15 protein-coding genes are annotated in these 22,023 nt (G+C 34.1%); 8 read left to right on the top strand and 7 right to left on the bottom strand.

The window, feature by feature from the left end:
- Positions 1-16 precede the first annotated feature (16 nt).
- Positions 17-775: an SDR family oxidoreductase gene (locus H0W64_11480; protein ID MBA3662345.1), complete on the bottom strand. Its 759-nt coding sequence runs from the start codon at positions 773-775 to the stop codon at positions 17-19.
- Positions 776-1,155: 380 nt separating this feature from the next.
- Between H0W64_11480 and H0W64_11475 the strand changes: the two genes are divergently transcribed.
- The 3 genes from H0W64_11475 to H0W64_11465 all read left to right on the top strand — a co-directional run bounded on the left by H0W64_11475 (position 1,156) and on the right by H0W64_11465 (position 5,459).
- Positions 1,156-3,279, top strand: coding sequence for a HEAT repeat domain-containing protein (locus H0W64_11475; GenBank protein MBA3662344.1), 2,124 nt, complete (start codon positions 1,156-1,158; stop codon positions 3,277-3,279).
- Between the two features lie 381 nt (positions 3,280-3,660).
- A complete protein-coding gene (locus tag H0W64_11470; GenBank protein ID MBA3662343.1) occupies positions 3,661-4,218 on the top strand; it encodes a dihydrofolate reductase in 558 nt (185 codons plus the stop codon).
- A gap of 179 nt (positions 4,219-4,397) precedes the next feature.
- Positions 4,398-5,459, top strand: a complete 1,062-nt coding sequence (locus H0W64_11465; GenBank protein MBA3662342.1) for an ankyrin repeat domain-containing protein — start codon at positions 4,398-4,400, stop codon at positions 5,457-5,459.
- A gap of 826 nt (positions 5,460-6,285) precedes the next feature.
- Here H0W64_11465 and H0W64_11460 read toward each other — a convergent pair.
- From H0W64_11460 to H0W64_11445, 4 genes are all read right to left on the bottom strand, one after another.
- Positions 6,286-8,109 (bottom strand): hypothetical protein, encoded by a 1,824-nt coding sequence (locus H0W64_11460; protein MBA3662341.1) that lies wholly within the window; start codon positions 8,107-8,109, stop codon positions 6,286-6,288.
- 500 nt (positions 8,110-8,609) lie between these two features.
- Complete coding sequence (locus tag H0W64_11455) at positions 8,610-9,236, bottom strand: hypothetical protein (protein MBA3662340.1); 627 nt, start codon at positions 9,234-9,236, stop codon at positions 8,610-8,612.
- Between the two features lie 864 nt (positions 9,237-10,100).
- On the bottom strand, positions 10,101-10,556 hold the full coding sequence (locus H0W64_11450; GenBank protein ID MBA3662339.1) for a hypothetical protein: 456 nt from the start codon (positions 10,554-10,556) through the stop codon (positions 10,101-10,103).
- A 22-nt stretch (positions 10,557-10,578) separates the two neighbouring features.
- A complete protein-coding gene (locus tag H0W64_11445; protein ID MBA3662338.1) occupies positions 10,579-12,450 on the bottom strand; it encodes an ankyrin repeat domain-containing protein in 1,872 nt (623 codons plus the stop codon).
- Positions 12,451-13,025: 575 nt separating this feature from the next.
- Here H0W64_11445 and H0W64_11440 point away from each other — a divergent pair.
- The 3 genes from H0W64_11440 (at position 13,026) to H0W64_11430 (ending at position 16,729) form a co-directional block, all read left to right on the top strand.
- Positions 13,026-14,345, top strand: coding sequence for a hypothetical protein (locus H0W64_11440; protein ID MBA3662337.1), 1,320 nt, complete (start codon positions 13,026-13,028; stop codon positions 14,343-14,345).
- Between the two features lie 633 nt (positions 14,346-14,978).
- Positions 14,979-15,350 carry a hypothetical protein gene (locus tag H0W64_11435; GenBank protein ID MBA3662336.1) on the top strand — a complete coding sequence of 124 codons (372 nt, stop codon included), beginning with the start codon at positions 14,979-14,981 and terminating at the stop codon, positions 15,348-15,350.
- Between the two features lie 596 nt (positions 15,351-15,946).
- Positions 15,947-16,729, top strand: a complete 783-nt coding sequence (locus tag H0W64_11430; GenBank protein ID MBA3662335.1) for a hypothetical protein — start codon at positions 15,947-15,949, stop codon at positions 16,727-16,729.
- Between the two features lie 622 nt (positions 16,730-17,351).
- On the opposite strand, the gene H0W64_11425 is transcribed toward H0W64_11430, so the two are convergent.
- The gene (locus H0W64_11425; protein ID MBA3662334.1) at positions 17,352-18,308 is read right to left on the bottom strand and encodes a hypothetical protein; all 957 of its coding nucleotides are present in this window, start codon (positions 18,306-18,308) and stop codon (positions 17,352-17,354) included.
- Between the two features lie 551 nt (positions 18,309-18,859).
- On the opposite strand from H0W64_11425, the gene H0W64_11420 reads away from it, so the two are divergent.
- Positions 18,860-19,681, top strand: coding sequence for a hypothetical protein (locus H0W64_11420; GenBank protein ID MBA3662333.1), 822 nt, complete (start codon positions 18,860-18,862; stop codon positions 19,679-19,681).
- A gap of 205 nt (positions 19,682-19,886) precedes the next feature.
- Positions 19,887-20,198, top strand: a complete 312-nt coding sequence (locus H0W64_11415) for a hypothetical protein (GenBank protein ID MBA3662332.1) — start codon at positions 19,887-19,889, stop codon at positions 20,196-20,198.
- 387 nt (positions 20,199-20,585) lie between these two features.
- Here the strand turns inward: H0W64_11415 and H0W64_11410 are convergent, their stop codons facing one another.
- The gene (locus H0W64_11410; GenBank protein ID MBA3662331.1) at positions 20,586-21,584 is read right to left on the bottom strand and encodes a hypothetical protein; all 999 of its coding nucleotides are present in this window, start codon (positions 21,582-21,584) and stop codon (positions 20,586-20,588) included.
- Positions 21,585-22,023 lie beyond the last annotated feature (439 nt).

Raw genomic sequence — 22,023 nt, 5'->3', positions numbered from 1 at the left:
GCTGATCCCAATGCAATTAAAAAATTTTGCCTCCATCTACCGTTATTTCTGTACCGTTAATATGAAAAGCATCGTCAGAGGTTAATAAAGCAATAACCCCAGCAACATGATCGGGGTTTACTAATTTACTTTCCCCAAGTGGAATCAAAGTTTTTATGAGTTCACGATTTCCTCCTTCTGGAACCATGAAAGTTTCAGCTAAGTCTGTTTTAATGCTTCCTGGTAAAACACAATTAGCATGCAATCCTTGCAAACAATACTCAATAAATAGGGAACGCGTAAAAGATTTGATTGCTCCTTTAGCTGCAGCATAGGCAGACATCCAGGGATGCGGTTGATCTATAGCATTAGATGATGTGTTAACTAAATAACTAACTTTATTTTTTAAAAGATAGGGAATAGCATGCCTATTAACATTAAAAGTACCCGTCAAATTTACAGCAATAACTTCATTCCACTGTTCTAAAGTCATTTCATGAGTATGATAGCAACGTAGAATACCAACATTATGACTAAGCGCCTGAATACCACCTATTTCTTGACACAAAGTAGCTATAACTTGACCTGTTTCTTCAAAATTGGATACATCACATTTTGAATAAAAAATTTTATTTCCGTAAGTGTTTAATTCTTGAGCCACATCTTTTAGCTTAGTCAGATTAATATCTAACAAAGCTAAATTCCCTCCTTCCTGGGCAATACGAAGGGCCGCAGCACGTCCAATCCCTGAAGCTGCCCCCGTTATCATTACATTTTTATTTTGAAATCGTTGCATAAGTAAACTCTCATAAGAGATTAGAATTAAGAAATGTATTAACGCTGATTATTCACGCGATGGCAGCCGTTTTCTAGGAATTTAGGGAAGCCTTACCTCAAGTCGTTCTGGCTAAAATACGATATAGATTACCAACTGCTTTTGTAAACCTGCTCTCTTATATTTGAATCCAACACCCTATTGAGGCTTATCGATCCCGTTGATAGTTTCCGCTTTGTCTAATGACTTACCATATTAAGAAGGGTGATGTCGGAAATCTCTATTGCTTTCAATAGGCTATCCCTGTATGACTTTTAACCAAACCAGTGGACTTAAAATGCTCACACCATTATAATGCTAGCAAAAATAAAACACTTTAAATCTTTAATATTGGTGAATTTATGACCAAAAAATTTGATCTAGTAGAAAAGTATAAGCGCGTTATTCAGGAATTTGTCATATCTACTAACTATGCTCCGCAACCCATCCAAACATTCCGTAATCTTTTAGAACATTATCTTGATTCTGAAAAAGAACCGGATAATTTTGCCCTTCGATTAAGCAAAATAAGTGATGCTAAAGATTTAATGAAAGAATTAAATGTCTACTTAAATTTGAAAAAAACCCAGCCTTATAAAAACAGTCCACTCTATCCATTAATCATTGCTTATTTTTATTATTATCAAGCGATCCATGCTGAAAATTTATATCTAACAGATAGTAAGAACACTGTTCAAGAAGAAATTTTGTATAGCTTAAAGTTATATCAAAGCAAAGTTGATGCGGATGAAATTAGAAAATTACTAGAGGAGATGGGGAGTATTTCCAGTTCAGACAATGCTAGTAACATATTGGCGAGGTTGAGAATTCCTAATGATTTAAAAAATGTAGTTATTGATCAATTATTAATACTAACTGATCATGGGAATTCCCTGTTGTCCGAATCTGCATGGCGAGTATTAACGCGAACTGACATTCCCGATGAAAAGAATAATAAAGTTATTGAAAAATGCCTTGAAAAAATGGAGGGGGTTTGGAGCGAGATTCAATATGCCATGAGAACATTAGGTAAGATGAAGATTTCAGTCGATAAACAAGATGCAGTCATTGAAAAATTATTAGTATTAACGGAATACAATAACGAAATACAAAATTTGGATTTCGAATGGATACGCGTGAGGGCCTGCAAAACGTTAGGTCGAATAAATATTTCCGAAAGTAAGGAGAGTGCAGTAATTGATAAATTACTCGCCAAGACTTCCGACGCGGCTACTGATGTTCGAGCAGCCGCTTGCAAAGTTTTGGGGAAAATGAAGATACCTGAGTTCAAACTACATGAAGTTATTAGTAAATTACTAGAAAAAACTGCGGATCAGAAAGACAATGTTTATAAAGCTGCCTATGACGCATTGGGTAAAATCAAGATACCGGATAATGAACGAGATGCGTTGAAGGAGAAATTTTTAGAAAACATTATAGAAGGCAGATATTTTGCAAGTGATTATGCTAGTGACACTTTGAGTAAGTTTAGTTTTCTTACTAATGAAAATGGAATAATTGAGAGATTGTATGCGAAGCTGGAAGATGAAAATTATTACACTCGTCAATGTGTCTGTTATGCGTTAAGTAAGTTAAATATTTCTAAAGATCAAAAACAAATCGTGTTGGAAAATTCTCTAGAGAATATTAATCATCAAGATTATAGAATTCGTGAATCTGCTTGTAAATTATTAGGAGCGATAGATCTTCCATCCCATGAGAATGAGATCGTTAAAAACCTATTAGTGAAAACAGAAGATGGGCACACAGAGGTGCGCGCAGCGGCTTATGAAGCTTTAGGTAAAGTGGAAATTCCTGAGAGTAAGGAAAATGAGGTCTTTGGCAAATTGTTGAGAGGGATGGTAGAGCAAAATTGGGTTATACGAAAATCTGCTAATGTTGCCTTAGGTAAAATGAAGGTTTCCGAGACGTTACGGAACGAAGTCATTGAGACATTAATAATGATGATTAAGACTCCTCATCGCAATTTGTGGGAGCCTGCTTCTGTAGCATTAGAGGAACAGAAAATTCCTGAAGATAAACAGAGAGAAGTAATTGAAAATTTACTTAAGATCGTTGACTCTAATCAAGAAGATTATTTATCACGTTGTGATGTGCGCCACGTATTACTAAAGCTAAATATTGACGATAAAAATAAAATTGGAATCATTGAGAAAATGCTTGAAATGATAGCAGATAAAAAATGGTTTGCTGTCCGTCATTTTTATCAGCGCTTATATGATTTGAGCAAGCGATTTCCTTTAGAAAATAGAATCGCAATCTTAATTAAGCTAGATGGAATACGAACTCTAGGAGAGGAGAAAGGTGTAACGCAACACCGTATGGTTGACATGTTACCGCTTATCGACCAATTTAAAGCAAATATTGCTGTGCCTATTCAGATCGCGAGAATTAAAGCTAAAAGTGAATTAAATAGCAAGCTTCCCAATGATGTATGGCAACAAATTAAAAGATTTGTGTGTTAGATATTATTATTCAAGTGTAATTTTATTAATAATATTAGTGTTGACACTAGCTACATACAAATTCGCAAATTTGGGCTTAGATACCGTATTGAAGGCACGGGCATACCTGTAATCAGGATGGCAGCTCCTCTCTAATACTCTCATATCTTTTTGCAAAATTTTCGTCAGGATTTATATTTTATTTGTAAAACAACACATTACACTCCAGAATGCCTGATAACAAGTAGTGAGATGTGTAAATAAGCAAGAAAAAATATTGCAGGGTTCACATCTCAATTTTCTATGGGTTGGTTTTCCTGATGCTGCTGGTGATGTGTGTTTAATCACGGTTGATCCGGCGGTACCCAACGGCAAAAAATTATTTTAAAAAGTGATAGGTTAATGAATACTAATAAACAAAGATCAAAAATGTCCGTTTACATTGCCACGAGTATTGATGGTTATATTGCCAAAAAAGATGACGGCTTAGATTGGTTAGAGACATTCAGTCCACCGTCAGATAATCTTAATGAAGATTATGGCTTTAAGAAATTTTTGAATCAAGTTGATGCGTTGGTAATGGGTAAAAATACTTATAAAATTGCATCAAGAGCAATCGTGTGGCCATATCAAGGAAAACGAGTGATTGTCCTCACTTCTACCCTATCATCTGTTTGTGATAAAGCAGAAATTTATAGCGGTGACATCGATCATTTAATTAATAAACTTCATTCAGACGGCATAAAACATATCTATGTAGATGGAGGTAAAACCATTAGCCAATTCTTGAATAAAGGATTAATTGACGAATTAATTATCTCCATTATTCCAATCATCCTTGGTTCAGGTATTCCTCTTTTTAATAACATCTTGCATGAGTCATGGTGTCATTTAGCATCTTCTCATGCTTATTCCAATGGCTTAATTCAATTACGATATGAAGTTACAAACAATGGATGAACCCTTCTTAAAGTTCAAAAACCATCGCTCCCTCCATACCGCTATTTATAACCTCGCCTATGCTGTTCATGCTCACTAACGTTTGAGCTATGGTGGATGAATAGGCTAAAACTCATTATATATTTTTGAGTATAATTCAGCTAAGCTCTCTCGCTATCCAATATAGGAAGTATATAAAAATGCCACAAATCTTTATTCCTTACGAATTTGAATGTCCCATCAGCATTCAGGACCGGGTTTCGAGTTGGATCATTCCTAATTCACGAAAACCTAATAAACGTTCAATCATGTTTAATCCAGTAACGACTACTGCGGGCGTTACTTATGAAAAAAAGAATATAGAAACTTATCTTCAAAACCATGATGATGATTATTCCTCACATAAACCTCTGACAGATAAAACCCTCACGCCAAATATCCAATTGCAACAGGAGTTAACACAATATCATTTGGCCTCTGATGCAAATTTATATGAAGCAATTACATCTGGAAATGTGCAATTATTAACTCAAAGCAATTTTGAAGAAGGATGTTTTGATAAAGTGTGTGATGTTCCCGAAAATCGAACTAGGGCAAGTTTTTTGCATATTGCTATTTACGAAAAACCAGAAATTATAAAATACATGTTACAACAACAGGTGGATCCTAATCCCATCGATTGCTCTTTGAATACCCCCTTACATTATGCTGTTGATGATCTTTTTATTAAAGATGAAGCCAAATTAGAATCTCGAATCCAAATGATTCATTTGCTGGTGGCAGCAGGTGCTGATGTCAATGCACAAAATAATTATGGTAGGACACCATTGCATCAAGCAGCACAATGTCGTCATGCAAAACAATTTATCTCTACTTTATTGCAATACGGCGCGGATCCTAACATTAAAGACAAGGATGGAAGTACTCCACAAGAACTTGGGTACGAAATAAGTGACCTGTTTTCAGCTCATACCCATGATATGCGTATAGGGCCCCACAATATTAAGTTGTTGCAGGATACGTGCAAATCTCTGCAAGATTCTCAATCAGCCTTGATGGGTCAAGTCGAACATTTAACTTCTTCAATCACAGGATTGTTAGAGATCGTAAAGCTACAACAGCAAAAAATTGAAACCTTGCAAGTTAATTATAAGGAACAACTGAAAGCATCAGCTGCATCTCCTTATAGCAACAGGATGTTTTCAACTAAACCTACAATGATAGAGACCTCCGATCCAGCACCTAAAACTCTTTCTTTATGAGCCTTCCTATAAAGAATATAGTTAATCCCCGACTATATTATATAGGTCTATCCAATAGGGAGAATAAGCCAGGCGTTTGCGTGGCGGTAAGCTTATCTTTCACATGTTTTGTGCACGAACTGAGTATAAGCTGGATTTAATTAAGAGCGAATCCAAGCCGGATTAAAACTGCAAGAAATAGAGGAAAAATGGGCGGTAGACCGTCGTTGCTAGACAACCGCCCAATGCCTCGAATAGTAGAAATGTACGATGAGCCCAATAAGTAAAGTTTTAGTATCCGTCAATTAGATTATTGATTCCCATAAACTTTCATTTGCGTCCGATTTTTTACCTCGATAATATCATTAATATCATCTTTTAAAGAAATAATTAAAAAAAATAAACTTCTATGCGTTATTTTTAAAAATAGAGTGTGAATTTTTTATTTGCATTATTATTTTGAATAAAGATGCTGCAGCAATGCCAATTCTTTTACATTAATTTTTCATTCAGCCAATGAATGATTCATCCAGACAACTTATGGTGAGAATAATTAGATACTTTATAATCATGCTGTGAAAGCAAATAATCTATCTGATCAAGAAATGTTAGACGTGTTGGCCGATATTGCAAAGAATATTCCATAAAGTCGTTCTAGCTAAATACGATATAGATTATCACCTGCATTTGTAAACCTGTTTCTCTTATATTTGAATCTAGATTTACCAATGCATCATGATGTCAGAGCTAAAAATATATTTCCTTACGTCGTTTGCATGGCAATATTGCCGCAGCCATTGATCGCGGACAGACTTTTACCTTAAGTATTGAATGATGCTTTAGAGCACTACTTTCCAAAAGAATTTAATCGATAGGTGGAAGAATTACCCAGATTATCTTCCTCATCACTCTCACTATTTGTGAAGAACATGTTCGTATTGAAATATTCAGGATCTTCATTAGAGGAGTTTACTTCTTCTGTGATATTTTCTTTACTATTATCTTCCTCTTTTTCAAGTGCAGATGATTGATTGAATTGGAGGGAATATAACTCAGCATTATCACCCTTAGCATCCGCAACATTTAACGCTTGATGTAATCCCGATGCATTAACAGGAGGAATAATTGGCTGATGATAGAAAAGACCAAATGGACTAGATAAATTATTATCCTCGCATTTTTGGTTAGAAAAATTGGCGTTTTGATTATTTGTCAATTCTGCGTCTATCGTATTATTTATTATACGACGGTCCCGAACAATTATTTCCAATTGTTGAATGGTAGTGTCTAAATTATTCTCAGTTTTCTTTAACTTTTCTAACCTTTCATCCGATGATGTACTGTCGATTGTTAATGAAGAATTATGATCCCGTTTACTTCGAATATTCATGTCATTTTTTTCTATCACCAGGTTTTCTAACCCTTTCCTATTTGTAGTCCTAGGACCCGAAGTGGGCTTAGATCCCGGGTTGTTATTTACTTTACTTTTGGTGTTATTAATATTTTCAGTAGCCTGTCCTTGGTTATTATTGTTTACATTTGAAGGCTTTCTTATAGGACAATCTTTCATTATATCTTCCAATTTGCTGATATTAACTTCTAAATTCATCATTTTGATTTCTAATTTTTGTAAATGTTCCGGCTTTGATGCATTGTCTTTCATTTCTTGTTTAATCTCAGCTCTTGTTTTGTTTCGCCTTTCAAGTACTCGTTCAAATGCTTCATTACTTAAATGACGTTGTACATTCCTAAGTAATGTTAAATGAGTGTGAGTCAAACACTTGAATATAAATTTTTCTTGAAAAACTTGGTCTTTGCTTATAGCTTTCAATAGTGACGGGTTTTGATCAAGTTTACCTTGAATATTTTTTAAATTATCTGATAGCAAATCTTCTAACTCATCTTGACTTGTACTTTCAGCGGAACGTTTGCGTTTAAGCCGCTTTTGCTTATCTTCATTAACTCCTGAATCATTGATACTATCAGTGTGATGCTTTTGATTATTGTTATTACAATTATTGTTGTTTTGGTTATCATCATTGTTATTTTGTTTTGTCTTTGCCGCAAGACTATTTTTAAGTATGGTTCGATTCAGTTTTACTTTGTGTCCATCTGTTTTTTTCATCTCATTTTCAAGCAAGTCCTTAAGTAAGGTCGAGTCAACCCATTTTATATAGAATGCTTCAAATTTAATTTTGATGGATTTTATAGAATCGTTTAGTAAGCGGTCCAGATATTTTTTTTGAAAATCTCGATTTTGTTGGCTAAACGCTCGCCCTACATTATCATCTTGGATCAAAAGGGCTAATGCATCCCATTGTTTATCTGCTATTGCCTGTGTAAATAAAGTGATGCCAGGGTCTCTTATCGCTAATGCATCTTGAAAAAGTTTCAAACGTCTTTCTTCAATTTCATTTTTAGCCAAGCTATATTTTTTTATAAAAGCATGTAAAACACAATCCTTTACCGATGCGCACATAATTCGTAGAGCTCTAAGCTGATGATGAGTTATCAGAGCATCTATAAGGTGAGTTTGCTCTGATGCACTAAGAGCATAAATATTGTTTGCATTTTCCTGAACAAAACTTTGAATTTGTTTTGCGTTACGTTTTTGTTTAATAACCGCAATAAAATCATCGGTTGAAAAGTCATCACTATTTTTACGAAGCATATGTGTATACTCATGGAAAAATTATAGTATATGCAATATAACTTAAGGATAAATTAGTACCCTTACTTTATGCTCTAATTGTTGTTCTACAAAGAAAGTATTTGTATGAAATATCAATAAACTTAAGAAATTCTTACTGGAGTTAAAACGAGCAACAAGGAGTTCCAGGTTTCCTAATGGCCGAATAATCTTGAATTTCCATTATTTCTCACCCTCGAGCTGCTAATTTGATCTATTGTCTTAATAAAGTTTTGGCATTTGGGATCTTAGGAAGAAAGCATACTGATCTGCTTGATTGAGTTAGGCGTGAATCAATAACATTACCTCGGACTTATGATATCGATAACTTTTGCGATAGAGCCGTCTAAAGGTTTAGCGCTGTGAATAATATAACCAGTATCATTTGCCATACTAACTGTATTTTAATTAAAGTAAGTAAACAAGTATTCGAATTTAAACCTTTTCACCAGGTAAAAATTACCTGGTGAAAGATTAATATTTTATAATCGCGCTTTTCTTTCTGTTTCCCACTTATCCCAGTAATAAAAACCAAAATAACCACCAAAACTTGCTCCTAAAGCTCCAATAAAGAAGATAATAAATGTTGCTAAGGAAAGCATGCCAGTGGCTCTTACTTGTTTTTCTGCGCGTGTGTCGTTTGCATCAGTTGCAGGATGTAAACGAGTCGTCACCCTTTCGGTGGTAGCCGACATTTCTTGAGTTGCTGGCGTGAACATTCTGGAATCTGATTTCATATACTCAGATCCAACAACACCTGTGGAAAACCACGCGACTAAAATAAGACTTAAACACCAAGCGACAAAACCATAAACAGCCCCATAGTTCCTCTCACTGCATCTGGGTCCCGCAAAAAAACCTGTGGCAAACCCCGCCGCAAACATGGTTATGAAACCGCCAAACAATAACGCGAGAAATCCACCAACAGCTAGTATGGTAGCGCCATTCGTATCATTGGTATAAAGCGACAAGCCAATTCCTTTGCCGAACAGATCCAGTAAAAAGCCTAAACCCACGCCTACAAGGGCCCCGATCAGAATGGGTGTCCAAGAAAAATATTGTGTACATACAATATGATCTACTTTTTCATCATGAAAAGAATTCTGCATGGTCATCTCCTTAAAACGCATTGAATAGTAAGTAAATAATTATTAACACACCTAGAGGAACACCTAAAAACCAAGCAAATACGTACTTAAGCATATGACCTCCTGCAATAAGCTCTATAATGTTGCTATCATCCAATTATCATTTTATCACCAATATTCATCACAGAATTTGGCTTACTCATTAAAATAACTCACCTAAGGTGTTGTATTTGGGTGGTGGGTGCGCTTATTGTCGATAAGTTGTAGGGGGGCAACTATTAATCTTTGGAATTATAATCTTGGCGTAGTGCTTTTCCAACATTACGGGTAATAAAATACGATCTTGATCATGTCTATATTTTGACCCCTATTCTCGCTGCTTAAGTGAATGAGCTTAATTAAGGATAGCTATGGAAAACGTCAGTGTCCTTGTTTTTTCTTCTTTTTTAGTCAGTTGTAACATAATTTGCATAAAGCCATGCTTTCTTTTCTAATTTTGAGATAGATTTTTTTAATTTTTTATTAGTTTCCAATTCGAGCCTTAACACCTTTTCTTGCAACTTGGTTGTCTTTGCTGACTCGGATTTTAGATTTTCTATTTCTTTCCTCACGTTACATTCGTTTCATATTTATAAGTTTAAATAATGAGTGTGAAATCTTGGGGTGCAGTAAATTTAATAGGATATCAATGCTCAGTTTATTATCAATTTAATCATTTGCAGGAGATGCGGAGGTCAGGTTCATTTTAGTCGCTCTATCTAGTTCATTAGGGTGAAATTTTTATGAATAAAATTAAGTGTTTGTTCAATTATCTATATAATTAATTATTTAAACTAAAAAGATAAAATGTATAATTGCCAACAACAGCATCAATGATTTTTATTTTCATCTATTCGCTCGAATAATCTTTTCCACTTTAACTTTTGCAAGAGTAAAAGAATTATTTTTACTACTATTAAATGACCAAATACTAAAATTAAAAAATCCGCAATGCTGCTTCCTATTTGATGATGGTTTATTTTCTAGTTTTTCAATTTCTTTCTCTATTTTCAAAATAGTTGATGTTTTTTTGACTGGAAAATTCCTTCGGGTTGCAAATATTTTACCTAAAACCATTTGAGGATCTTTAGCTTGCTTTAATAAGTTAATTTTCATTGCATCATCTTCAATATTATTTCTTATGTAAATTATGAAGGCAGTATATAAAATTGGTTTTAAATCGACTAACTGTTTGAATGTTAACCCATAACGCAATAAATGATGATCATCATTAGAACTTAACAATTTTGAAAGGCTGGTCACCATGTTCTGAATATAAGGGTGGGGATTATTTCTTTCCAAAGCTGAATATATACTATGAAAGTTACTTTTCTTGACATAGCTTTTGAATAATACTTACCTGATTTTGTAAATCTTCATTTTTTAGATCTCTTTTATTTAAAGCATAGTCCAAAGCATTTAAACCACAACCATCAGTTATATTTGGGTTAATGTGGGGATGTCTGATGATTACCTGAAATGCTGCAAAATTTTCATATGCGCTATCCATTAATGCTGTACAACCATTCTTCGGAAGATTTGGATTAATTTTTTTGTCTTGTAATAATAATTCTACAATTTTAAGATGGCGTCGCCTTAACGCAGCAGAAAGTGCACAGTCATGCTCTGACAATGGTTGGTTATAAGAATAGCGCATACGTATATTAGGATTTATTTTTGGTTGTGATAATAATAATTTTACTATTTCTTCATGCCCATTAACAGCAGCAAGAATTAATGCAGTTGCTCCGTTCGAGTTTTGTAAATTAATATTTACCCGAGGATTTTTAAGTAAAAGTTTTAACATCTCAAGATTGCCGTGTTGACAAGCAAAATGTAAAGCACTTTCACCATCCATGCAGTTTGGATTAGTTCTTGGATCTTCAAGCAACAATTCTGCAATTTCTTTTTTGCCATTTTTAACTGCAAATAGTAGTGGAGATCCCCCATCTACAGTAGGCATATTTATGCCAAGCAGCTTATTTTTTAATAATGATTTTATCATTTCTATTCGCTCGTACTTTATGGCAATCATCAACGTCGAATCTGAATGAATATCATCATTGTGAATCTGACCAACTGCATTGATATTGATATGTGGATCAGCAAGAAGTATTGAAAAAATTTCGGAATGATTATTTTTAATAGCTAATTTAAAAACAAGATTAATATCTGGAAAAGATAAAGTTCTATCCTGCAATAGCGTCGCAAGAATTTCTGGATTTCGCGTATAACTTAAAGCGGTTTCCTGATTTGGGCCGATTGGAAGGTTTGGCTTTATACCCTGTTCCAATAAATACTTAAGCATTTCTACATGTCCGTTTTCGACTGCATGTAATAATAAAGATTGATTAGACTCTGATTTGTGATCTGGAAAATGTTGCTTTATATAATCTATTTGATTACAAACAACAGCCCATTCTAATTCTGAAAGCTCTTTACCATCTAAAGAAATCATTTTCTTTAGATATTCCATCACAACTGGGACTTGGCCAGAATTATGTGCTTGGCAATATCTCTTTTTTTGGGCAAAAGCTGCATCTAAAATAAACTTTGATTTATTAAGATATGCTAACTCCCAGAAGGTTTGATCATTGCTAGTTTTAATGGTAGTAAAGAATTGATATAAATCTATAAATGCACAGTGATCCTTTGTTAATTTTATAAAGTAGTCTTCCTTATTATGGTTTATACAATAAAAGAGAGCATAAAAAAAATTGCTACAAAAAAGTTTAATTTGATCTTCGCTTCGATTAGAGAATCGCTCTTTGATTTCTTTAAATCTCTCGGGTTCTAGTGTTGCAGGCTGCCAATTATTAGCCTTTTCGTAAAATACTAAAGATCTATTATCCACATAAAAATTTCTGCGCGGCCAAAATTCACAAAAAAAAGCCGTCGAATAAGGAGAGGATACTAAGCTAGAAATATGTCTTTCCTCTGCTGTTTCTATAATATTTTTAAATCGGCGATTAACTTTCTTGATATTAAAAAATTCATTACGAGGTAAGTGCTTAACAATTTCAATAAACACATCATTAGGAATATCGCAAAGAGAAAAAATCTCTAACAAAGATTCAACTTCAACTTCTGTAGCGAAAGCAGAATTTGAATTTTCTTCCTGAGAAGACGTATCATCTACTTTATCATCATTGAATTTAGTTTTTCGAGGAGACATATGAAAGCCCAAAAATTTCATATATTTTACCTCTTTTATATTAACGTAAACTGAAGCAAAAAGGTCTTATGTGACACTGAGTTACGCCAAATTAAACGTTACCCAAAGGCTGAGAAGGAATAGCTAGAAACAAGTCGTTGCGTCAAAATAGATGGTACAAATGGAGTCGGTAACTAGGTGGCAATTAGACATGATAATTTATCGAAAACTCAGGAATAAGTAATATTGGGTATAAACCGTTTCTACGACCTGCAGGCTTTTCTTTCCAATTGTGCGGGTTCGAAGACGGATAACGTGTTTAAGATGCAAACCACTAGTGGCGCAAAACTCATTAAGAATTTCTGACTTACGCTTGTGGCTTGTTCTAAAATAACGTTTTTTAGATGTTTGATACCGCTCATATTTAATTGCCCCATGATTACTGATCTCCCTTCGGCAACATCTATACGGGCGCATCGACTTGTTTTCAGCTACTTACCCACAGCCTTTCGGTAACGTTTATTACGGTGCAATTCTCTTATTGCGATAAATAATAATCTCTTAAGCTTGGGTATGTAGACTTGTTTGAATTATTTGAACACATTAAGAAGGTGAGTATGCAAAGGGTTAACAAAAAATACCAAATCAAGTCTAGTAATACCGCACCGAGCAATAATAATAACAATAATAATTTATCTAATCGAAAACGTGCTTTACCAGTTGATGACAATTTACCAGTAAAACGTTCCTCAATCAGTGATTCGCTTAAACGAATTAATAAACTTAATCAGGAAGAACTTACCGCGGTTCTCATAGGATTAATCAAGGCTCCGAATGAGTTATTAAATATTACCCTAAAACCCGAAAATGTTGCACGTCTTGCTTCCGGCGTATTTACGCAGATGAATGAATATAATTCGCCAAAAGTCATTGCGAATCTAATATTTTTATTAGGTTCCCTTGCACAAAAATTTCCAGAATTACTTGCTGAAATCACTGCAGATGATATTGAATGGCTCACTATGCTCTGCTTAAAACAATTTAATAACACACCCATTTTTGAGAAAAAGGCATTTTGGCTGTCTTTTCTTTTTTACGGCTTTGGTTGTTTAGCAGGAAATGAAAGTACAAAACATTTGTTGGGACTTGTAAGTAGTGAAACTTTTGCGAAGCTTACGAACCACTTTCAAAGTGCAGAAAATATTGAAACTATGGACGTTGGGAAAATTACACAAGCCTTTTCTTTCCTAAGTCAGCCTTGGGTAAGTATGCATTTATTTGAGCAAATAGACATTAATGATTATATTACGTTAATTGCAAAACTTCCTGTAAAGGATGAGGATATGCTCCTCGGGGAATGCATTAAGCTAACTTCTGTTCGACGAGATTCACTAAATACAGCTGCGGAATTACTCGAAAAATTTAACGATAAATTTAAAAATTCAGCGGATAATCACCAATTAATAGCTCCACTTATTAATAAACAGATTAATAATTTAAGTAGGGAGCTAAGCGAAACTAGAGATGATAAAATTGATTCTAATAATTTTGCCGCAAATCTTTACGATGATGTTCAATCTATGTTAACTTTTGATAAATTTCAGGTACATAAACTTAATTTGACAGAAATTTTTAAGATTGATTTGATAATCTTAGATGTATTAGAAAATATTATGATCGACGAACGTCTACAAAAATCGCTAACATCTTTAAGAACAACCTTAGAGGGCATGAAGGTAAACTTATCTTCTTCAGAATCTGCAAACGGGTCAGATGCGCAACCAAACAATTTTCAGGTAAAAATTAATTACAACGTTTGCTTTTTTAACAATCAAAAATCAGGGGCGGATAAATTTCTAGACCAGTTTACCGATTTAATTGAAAATTATTCAGAAAAAGATGCAGCAGAGAAACCAGCGTATAATCAATTAACATAGGAATGTGACTGAAATCTACGATCATGCGCACGGATGCTTACTATCAACATAAAAATAAATTCATCCGATGGCACGGTGAAGAATGTATTGATTCCGTTATGGAATATTTTGTCCAGAGACTTCATGGTATTATCTTGCCATTCTTAACTGCATAAGATGTAACGTTGGCGAATTGTTCATCATATCGCTTGAGTTACCTTTGGTGGTACTTTGAATGAATCCACTTGTGATCGTCCGCGCACCCTTGTTTTATAGAATCGATAACATCCGTTTAAATGCTAACAAAGGGTATGAAGCGCCTTTGATTATATACTCAGTTATTAATACAGGCTCACCGCACTTCAAAAATAATGGGTGACATTAATTTTAAGTGATGAAGTTAAACAAAAGTTAGGGACTGGGGTTATCTTTTACATTAACAAAGGTGGATTGGTTTTAAGCTAGATAGAGTTTAAGTTATGGCATAGCTAATTTTCTTGAATTATGGTGTTATTTTTACTAAAGTCCAATTAAGAATTAATATTTTTTAATATGTTCTTGACTCGTAATAATCACTCATATATTTAGTGTATTTGCGAAGGCCGCTTAAAGTTAGATCTGAGATAGATCAATAACACTTAAAAAGGATTTTTCATGAAAAAAAACCTCTTAGTAACATTATTTTCATTTACACTTATCGCTGCAACGCAATCCAATGCTGCTGCTTTCAATGACATTTGCTTGCAAATACCTGGTCATTGGGAAGGTAGCTTTACATTGAAAAATCCAAAAGATTGTAGGAAATACGATGGTTGCACTCATGCAACGTCCGCTGAAGTAAAACACACTACTGGCATAAATTATGCATTGTTAATTGAGTCTAAGTTCGGACAAAGTGAACTTTCATTATTGTGTGAAAATGGAAAAGTGATCAATATACCAAATGTAAAGTTAACTTGTAACGATAATGGCTGTACAGTGCGTTACAAAGAAGCGAGATTTTCAGTTGAGTTAAATAAACGCTAATTTTCTTTATGTAGAGCGCGCTCTGATTAATCACCATAGAGCGGCTTAATTTGAATTAGAATGAAGCCGCTTTCTAACAGTACCGCAGCATGTGAAATGGGTGGTCAATGAAAGTTCATGCCTTTATTTGATATTCACCCATATCCAATACAAAAATCCCCTTCTCAAACTTCAGCAACCATTTACCCCGCAAGTCTATGAAAACGAAATTAAACTTAGCTTTGGTACAGCATTTATTTTTTGTGAAAATGACCACCGAGGTGCCAATATTTTAGAGCCAACGACAAAGGATAAACTACCAACTTACATTGAAGCCTTTACTCAATTTTAGGATTAATAATTCTTTTAAAAGCGAGGTAGCAAAGCAATTTAAGATCACGCTGCATACGTCCTTTTTTTGTGCCTTCCGCACAATAATAATGCAATGATAATGACCTAATTCATTGATTATATGAAATTTATAAATTATTACCCATTTATTCATTCTGATCTCGCTGGGTTTACTCATACATCGCTTTAATTATTGCTGCTCAAAAGCTACTATTACCGAAACTCAGAAAATTAACTTTTTTAAATATGAATTGAACGAGGTTGTTATGTTAAGAAATGATATGAGTCAGACTGATGAAGATAGTGAAGATTATGATGAGATTATTCAAGATAAAGCGAAACGTATAGCAATTATCATCAATCAATTATTTTTTAAAGCAAATATCATACCTTTTAAAGAAACACATGGTTTTGCAAAATTTACAGTTATAAATTATGAAGATGCTTTAGTCGTGGAAGAAAAAAATAATATAAAATATTTGAATCGGCTGGATCAGTTATTAAGTGATATTCCAGGTTTGAAGTATGAATACGCTGATGATGCCATTATACTAGAAGCTGAAAATGTTAATATATTTATTGAGTATCTTGAGAAACTTCTTATCGATAAAGCACGTGAAAAACCTTCAGCTTCAATTTATTCATTTTTTAGTAATAAAGATTTTGTTGAACAAATTGAACAACTGAATCTTATGATTTCATTGGGTTACAATGGCAATGACATAGAAAAATTATGTGGGGTTCCATCTGGTAGTATTGCCAATATTAATGTTAACGTAATAGCGGAATCGCTAAGCATTGTTTGTGCTGATATTCAAATCACAAAAATAGTAAAAGAAAAACTAGAAAGTGTATTTCAAGAAAAATTTCCACAGCGCAAAACTGCATTAAAAATACAAGCTTATAATGATGAAGATGATCTATCTCCAACTCCTGAATCGAAGAAAAAAGTATGTATTGCATTCGATTTGCAAGCTTATAAATATTTATTAGAAATACTTAGCGCTCAAAGCCCACATCGTGCAAGAAAACATTTAGGATTTGGTTAAAAACAAGCTTGACCCCCTTAACAAATGCCCCATTAAATTACAGTAGCCTTAATTGATCGCATGCGACAAGCAAGGTTTTACTGCAACCATAGCTTTCATCAAATTTAGAAGCATGATCAATCTTGTTTGCAAGTTGTTTGATAGTGTTAAAGGGAGGGCAAGGTATTTCGCTATCAATAAATGCGTAACTATTTTGGGTTGTTAGTAGAAATAACGTTAAATCAATTTAACAATTTGCCAGAATATAAAAGAGGTCCCATGCGAGTTGCTAAGTTTACATTGCACCCCTGAAGGTGCTCAGCCAAAATCTTTTTTGCTCTACGAATGAACTAAGTTAAGCATTTATAATGCACGGTAATTTATTTCCGAAATCTAATAAAGCGGTGTGAATTTCAAGTTTAATCATTGGAATATCACTGATTATTTTAATCGATACACACACTTCAATCTCGCATATTCCTTGCTGATGCTGAACATCAATTGTGGCTAACATCATCTCTGCAAGTATTGCAGCAGGCGATCATTTAAAAGCTTAAACTGCATGCGCATAAAACGCAGGAGCTGATGGACCTTCCTTCAAGCAATACGCCATCTCATAATAAGTAACGTTTAATTGATGAGATTATTTACGCTTATTTACAGCCAACTTATCGGTGACATCGTTTTCAAAATCGTTTGCAACCATAGCCGAATTAAAATATTTAACTCTTCCTTGCTCATTATGTTTTTTTCGTATGCCATTTAATCTATATACTTGTAGCTTTTCACCATTTGTATTTGTGCTATGAGCAACTTGTGTGCCAAAAAATCGATAGTGGCTTTTCGTTTTGCCTTTAACATAATAACTTTTCTTTATGATAGCTGATGGAGCGGTTTGATATTTTTCATTAAAAGGAGTGTCTCTAAAAATAAGTCCTTCTTCACCTTTGCTACCCTGATGCGTGATCACTTTTTTGATGTTACATAAGCGTAATAAATCTGCTACCGCATTAGGAAGGTCTTTCTCTTTCTTGACTAAGTAACTCATTAAATCTTGATCAATATAGATATATTTATCCTGATCTTCTAGCTTATAAACAGTCGCAGGTATATTTAGAGCTTTTTGGATTTTCGCACATGTATCCAATTTCGGGGAGAGGGGCGCTAGGATGGTATTCGTTCTCGTGTCATTGCTATTGCTGCTGCTGACATTATTATTGTTGCTCTTTTTACTATAACGTGAACTTACCCGTGCTCGAGATTTCTTGACTGGTTTTACCTCTACTATATTTTCTTTACCTTTAGCTGCTTGTGGACCTTGATCATCAATAATGAGTTGATTAATGTCCTGGTCATATTGCGCATCTTGATATGCGCTTACTTTGCCACCATAATTTTGCCTATCTAGATGAGAAGATGATGTATTAGAATAAATTTTTGGCTGGGTACTATTGCCGACGTAGGGAACTCTCTTTAGTTTTTTTCGTTCCCATTTCATTGCTACAAATAAGCATGCCAGAAAAAAAAACGCTACGGAGGCATACGCAATCACACTGTCCAACGCATCTCTAAATTCTTTTGAATTATTAAATATCATCATCGTCTTCTTTTATCATTATTAGGTAATCGATCCATAATTTATCTTAATTACCTTAAAATAATATGAAGAAATTAGAAAAATGAAGAAATGAGCAAATATATACCGTAAAGTAATAAGCACAATTTACTATATAATTCATTATATTAATTGTTTACTGGAATTAAATACCATTGATCTTGATCAACCTATTTATGACAATAAAGATCGTAAACGCTGTTTGAATGAAAGCGACATTATTTTTAAACAAAAACTAATTTATTTTGGCTTGGGTTAATGCAGGTAAAGCACTGAGAATCGGTAATTTTGGGAGGTTGCTTTGCAGGATCGCATGTATCAACTATTCACTTGTGATAATCGAGGCGTCAGCTCAATTGTTGAAAATATGCACAGCCAGGTATAGTTGAGAAGCCTAGATATATTTTTAACATCATCTGCTATCTGGTAATAAATTGTATAATATACAAATTAAATAGCGGATATTGATTGATAAATATACTACAAATGGCTAAAATAATGTCGATTATTTTTCCTATGGAGCCAAATTCAATCTAATGCAGCTTAGAAAAAACGCAGTTAAAAAGCTTATTGGCGATTCTCATGAGGTTGTAGTCTTTGGCTTAAGAGATTTTCGTTATTATGGGGTTATGGACGCATTAAATGAATTTAAAATTAAAACATATTCATGGGAAAGGGTAAATTTTCCTGTTATTAAATCTGATGAAATAAAATATTTAGATAAAAAGTATAAAGACTTGCTTACGGTAAGGATTAATGGCGCTCGCGAATGTAAATCAATCATTACCAGCTTAATTATAGAAAATTATAAACGGATGAAAGAAGGGAGTGATCTTATCCCTTTTATTTTTTGTATCGGTTTGAAAGATCAGAATCAAACGCTCACACTAGATATCAAAAAAGTGGCGCTATCACATACCGCAAGAAATATTGACGAGCTAAATGATTCGCAATTTAGTAGCGTCACTGAAAAAGAATTACGTAGATGCTATAAAATCTATGCAGAGGGAACACCTGATGTTAAAGCACTTATTGAAAAGACTTTTAAATTTGTCATGATTCAAGAAGATTCTCAGGTTGAGGATCTTTTTGACATAGAGCAAATCCCGCCATTTTGGGAAGATCCTTGCTGGGAAAAGTATTGGCAACAACGACAATTAAATCATTTATCAACAATATCTCCAAAATTATACGATTGGCGTGCAATGTTAACAACATGTATTGACGATACAAACTTTGGCCATCAACATAACTTCTTCCGCTCGACTAAATGTTTTGATAAGGACAAAAATTTCAAATTGACATATGATCCAAGCTGTGATGATAAACCTATCAGTGAAATTTCATTATTTTTATGATTTTGTTCGTATCCGCTCTTTCTCCCATTCCTATCTGGCAATCATTACTCAGTCAATATTAACGGCATTAATGACTAAATTCCGTATAAGACTGGCATAAAGGCAATTGTTGCAACACATAAAATTCTGTAGTTTTGTTATCTTTAACAAAAAAGGTACTGTGCTTAGTTTAACAAAAAAAGGGAATTCGAGCATCAGGGAATATATGGTAAATGTTGATTCTTTACCTAAGCAGCTATTCAGTGCAACGCTGCCACCAATTTTTTTAGCATTAAAAGAACATACTTACGGTTTGCTCCAAAGTTACGAGTGGTATGATGAGCGGTTACGTGCACTTTTGGCAGACTATCACGGGCGGCCGTATTTAGCAGGGGTAATCAATGCCCCTTTACAGCAGCGGCTTAATGATTTGCCTACTACTCCCATCATTGCTAAAGATTTAGCTGAATTACAAAAATTAGCGCCGCCTGCATTTATGTTGATGCTGACAATGAAGCATTTAAGCAAATGGTATTAACGCTTGGGGATGACTGTTTTTCCCAATTGCAAGCAACGATCACACACTTAGAGGGCATGCGAGAAAAATATGTTAACAACAATAACCATGAGCTAATTGCGCAAGACATCGCAATGTCAAAAAAGGTATATAGTGATTGTAGAGGAAATGATTACAGCTTCCTTAGAAGAGCGTGAACAGTTACTCACCCGTGAAGCTGTCTTGTATAGCGATCGTTTTTAATTTCGGTCCAAACAGCACGTCTTTTTCTTTGCGTCGATAAGTATGGCTTTACCACTAAAATTGCGAGCAAACTGTTAGTATGAAAAAGATTTCCAGTACACCTGAATCATTAGCCGTCGGGTTAACGTTTACTTTCTGATTTTCCTTCAGCGTCATCTCTTTTATTTAGTTATAATTGTGGGGAGATTTAGGAGTGACATCGTCAGAATCGGATTCAAGATTCAAATAATCATCCGGATTAAATTCAGTAGAAAATTTTGCTTCAGCAACCGGAGAAATTGGAGTACATAAATTATTTAATTTAGGAGATTGAAATAAAGTAGACACTAATCCTTGAGCGTAAAATGGTACCAGAGGTTCTACTGTAACAGGATTGTTATCTACAGAAATTACATCATTTGCCTTGGAATCATTACTTGCCACCTTAAGCGGCCCTATACTTACAGAAGGAGCATTTTTCCGCAGGACATACGCATTTTTATTCAATAAAGCTTTGGAACGTTTAACATTTCCTAACGTTGCCGGTCGTGTATTTGAGTTTTTCACTGTTAGTAATGTAGATCGCGGAGTCTTAGTATAAAAATCTCTAATCGGATTAGAAGCTAAACGTTTATCTTTTAAAATATTAATGATTTTGAAATCGTGTTCTTGTTCAGCAATAGATTTAGAATCCGAGAATATTAATGCTGCAGGAGCTTTGCGCTTCTTGGATTGCTCCTCAGCTTCGTCGGTAAAAATTTGAGAGATATGATCATTTTCACTGTTGTTGTTATTATTATTGTTGTTGTTATTGTTGGTGTTAATATTGCTGTCCTGTCTTTGCCTTCGAGAAACTTCTTCTGCAACACAACGAACAATACTTTGCATTTTATTATTTGTAACCCCTGCGTTAATTTCCAAAAAACCTAATAACGTTGCCTGGTGCATCCACTGACACACTAATTTTAAATTAACATAATGAAATCTGTTACTTAATGTTTTAATTATCGCGTATTGCTGCAAGAGCTTAAAATGACGAATGTGATCTTCTAACTTAGTCGCATTTTGCCTTAGAAAAGTTGCAACAATATCACTTCCTTCTGCAGCAATAACCCTCCAGAATTCGTCAATTAGACTATCTTGAGACAACTCTGATACGGTACTAATTCTATTATTATCCGGCACAAAATAACCCCTCATGGAAAACTATAGTATAAGAAACTTAACTTAAGGTGAGATTAGCAAGAACTTAAAAATGTGTTACAAAAAATCATAGTAGTAATAACTATTTATCAGACAGTTCCAAACTTATTTTTGCGAAAACCCATTAAAAACCTTAAAAATATCTTAAATTATTATTTTGAAACATTCGCACTATAAATTATATAAATTTAATTCATGGAAATTCGGAATTTATTTAGAGTTAAACTTTGGGATGACACTATCATTTGGAGATGGTGATTCAGTTTGAATCTCACTCGAATCAACAGCATTGTTATTAGTTGTTGCGCTGACCTACGCGGGGATTTTCAACCAAACTAATTTAGAGATAATACCCATATATCTTGCCAGCCAGTATTGATTTCATGGACACCACCGCCAATGAAATGGTCTGAAACAATTG

This window comes from Gammaproteobacteria bacterium (assembly GCA_013816845.1).
In the GTDB taxonomy this organism is placed as follows: Bacteria; Pseudomonadota; Gammaproteobacteria; order DSM-16500; family DSM-16500; genus Aquicella.
This window is presented reverse-complemented; position numbering and strand designations above follow the sequence as displayed.

Bases quoted from the DNA above. Each gene is read 5' to 3' on its own strand.
- H0W64_11455 (MBA3662340.1), bottom strand. From the start codon at position 9,236: ATGCAGAATTCTTTTCATGATGAAAAAGTAGATCATATTGTATGTACA.
- H0W64_11415 (MBA3662332.1), top strand. From the start codon at position 19,887: ATGGTAAATGTTGATTCTTTACCTAAGCAGCTATTCAGTGCAACGCTG.
- H0W64_11465 (MBA3662342.1), top strand. From the start codon at position 4,398: ATGCCACAAATCTTTATTCCTTACGAATTTGAATGTCCCATCAGCATT.
- H0W64_11475 (MBA3662344.1), top strand. From the start codon at position 1,156: ATGACCAAAAAATTTGATCTAGTAGAAAAGTATAAGCGCGTTATTCAG.
- H0W64_11435 (MBA3662336.1), top strand. From the start codon at position 14,979: ATGAAAAAAAACCTCTTAGTAACATTATTTTCATTTACACTTATCGCT.
- H0W64_11460 (MBA3662341.1), bottom strand. From the start codon at position 8,109: ATGCTTCGTAAAAATAGTGATGACTTTTCAACCGATGATTTTATTGCG.
- H0W64_11480 (MBA3662345.1), bottom strand. From the start codon at position 775: ATGCAACGATTTCAAAATAAAAATGTAATGATAACGGGGGCAGCTTCA.
- H0W64_11445 (MBA3662338.1), bottom strand. From the start codon at position 12,450: ATGAAATTTTTGGGCTTTCATATGTCTCCTCGAAAAACTAAATTCAAT.
- H0W64_11470 (MBA3662343.1), top strand. From the start codon at position 3,661: ATGAATACTAATAAACAAAGATCAAAAATGTCCGTTTACATTGCCACG.
- H0W64_11440 (MBA3662337.1), top strand. From the start codon at position 13,026: ATGCAAAGGGTTAACAAAAAATACCAAATCAAGTCTAGTAATACCGCA.
- H0W64_11425 (MBA3662334.1), bottom strand. From the start codon at position 18,308: ATGATGATATTTAATAATTCAAAAGAATTTAGAGATGCGTTGGACAGT.
- H0W64_11420 (MBA3662333.1), top strand. From the start codon at position 18,860: ATGCAGCTTAGAAAAAACGCAGTTAAAAAGCTTATTGGCGATTCTCAT.
- H0W64_11430 (MBA3662335.1), top strand. From the start codon at position 15,947: ATGTTAAGAAATGATATGAGTCAGACTGATGAAGATAGTGAAGATTAT.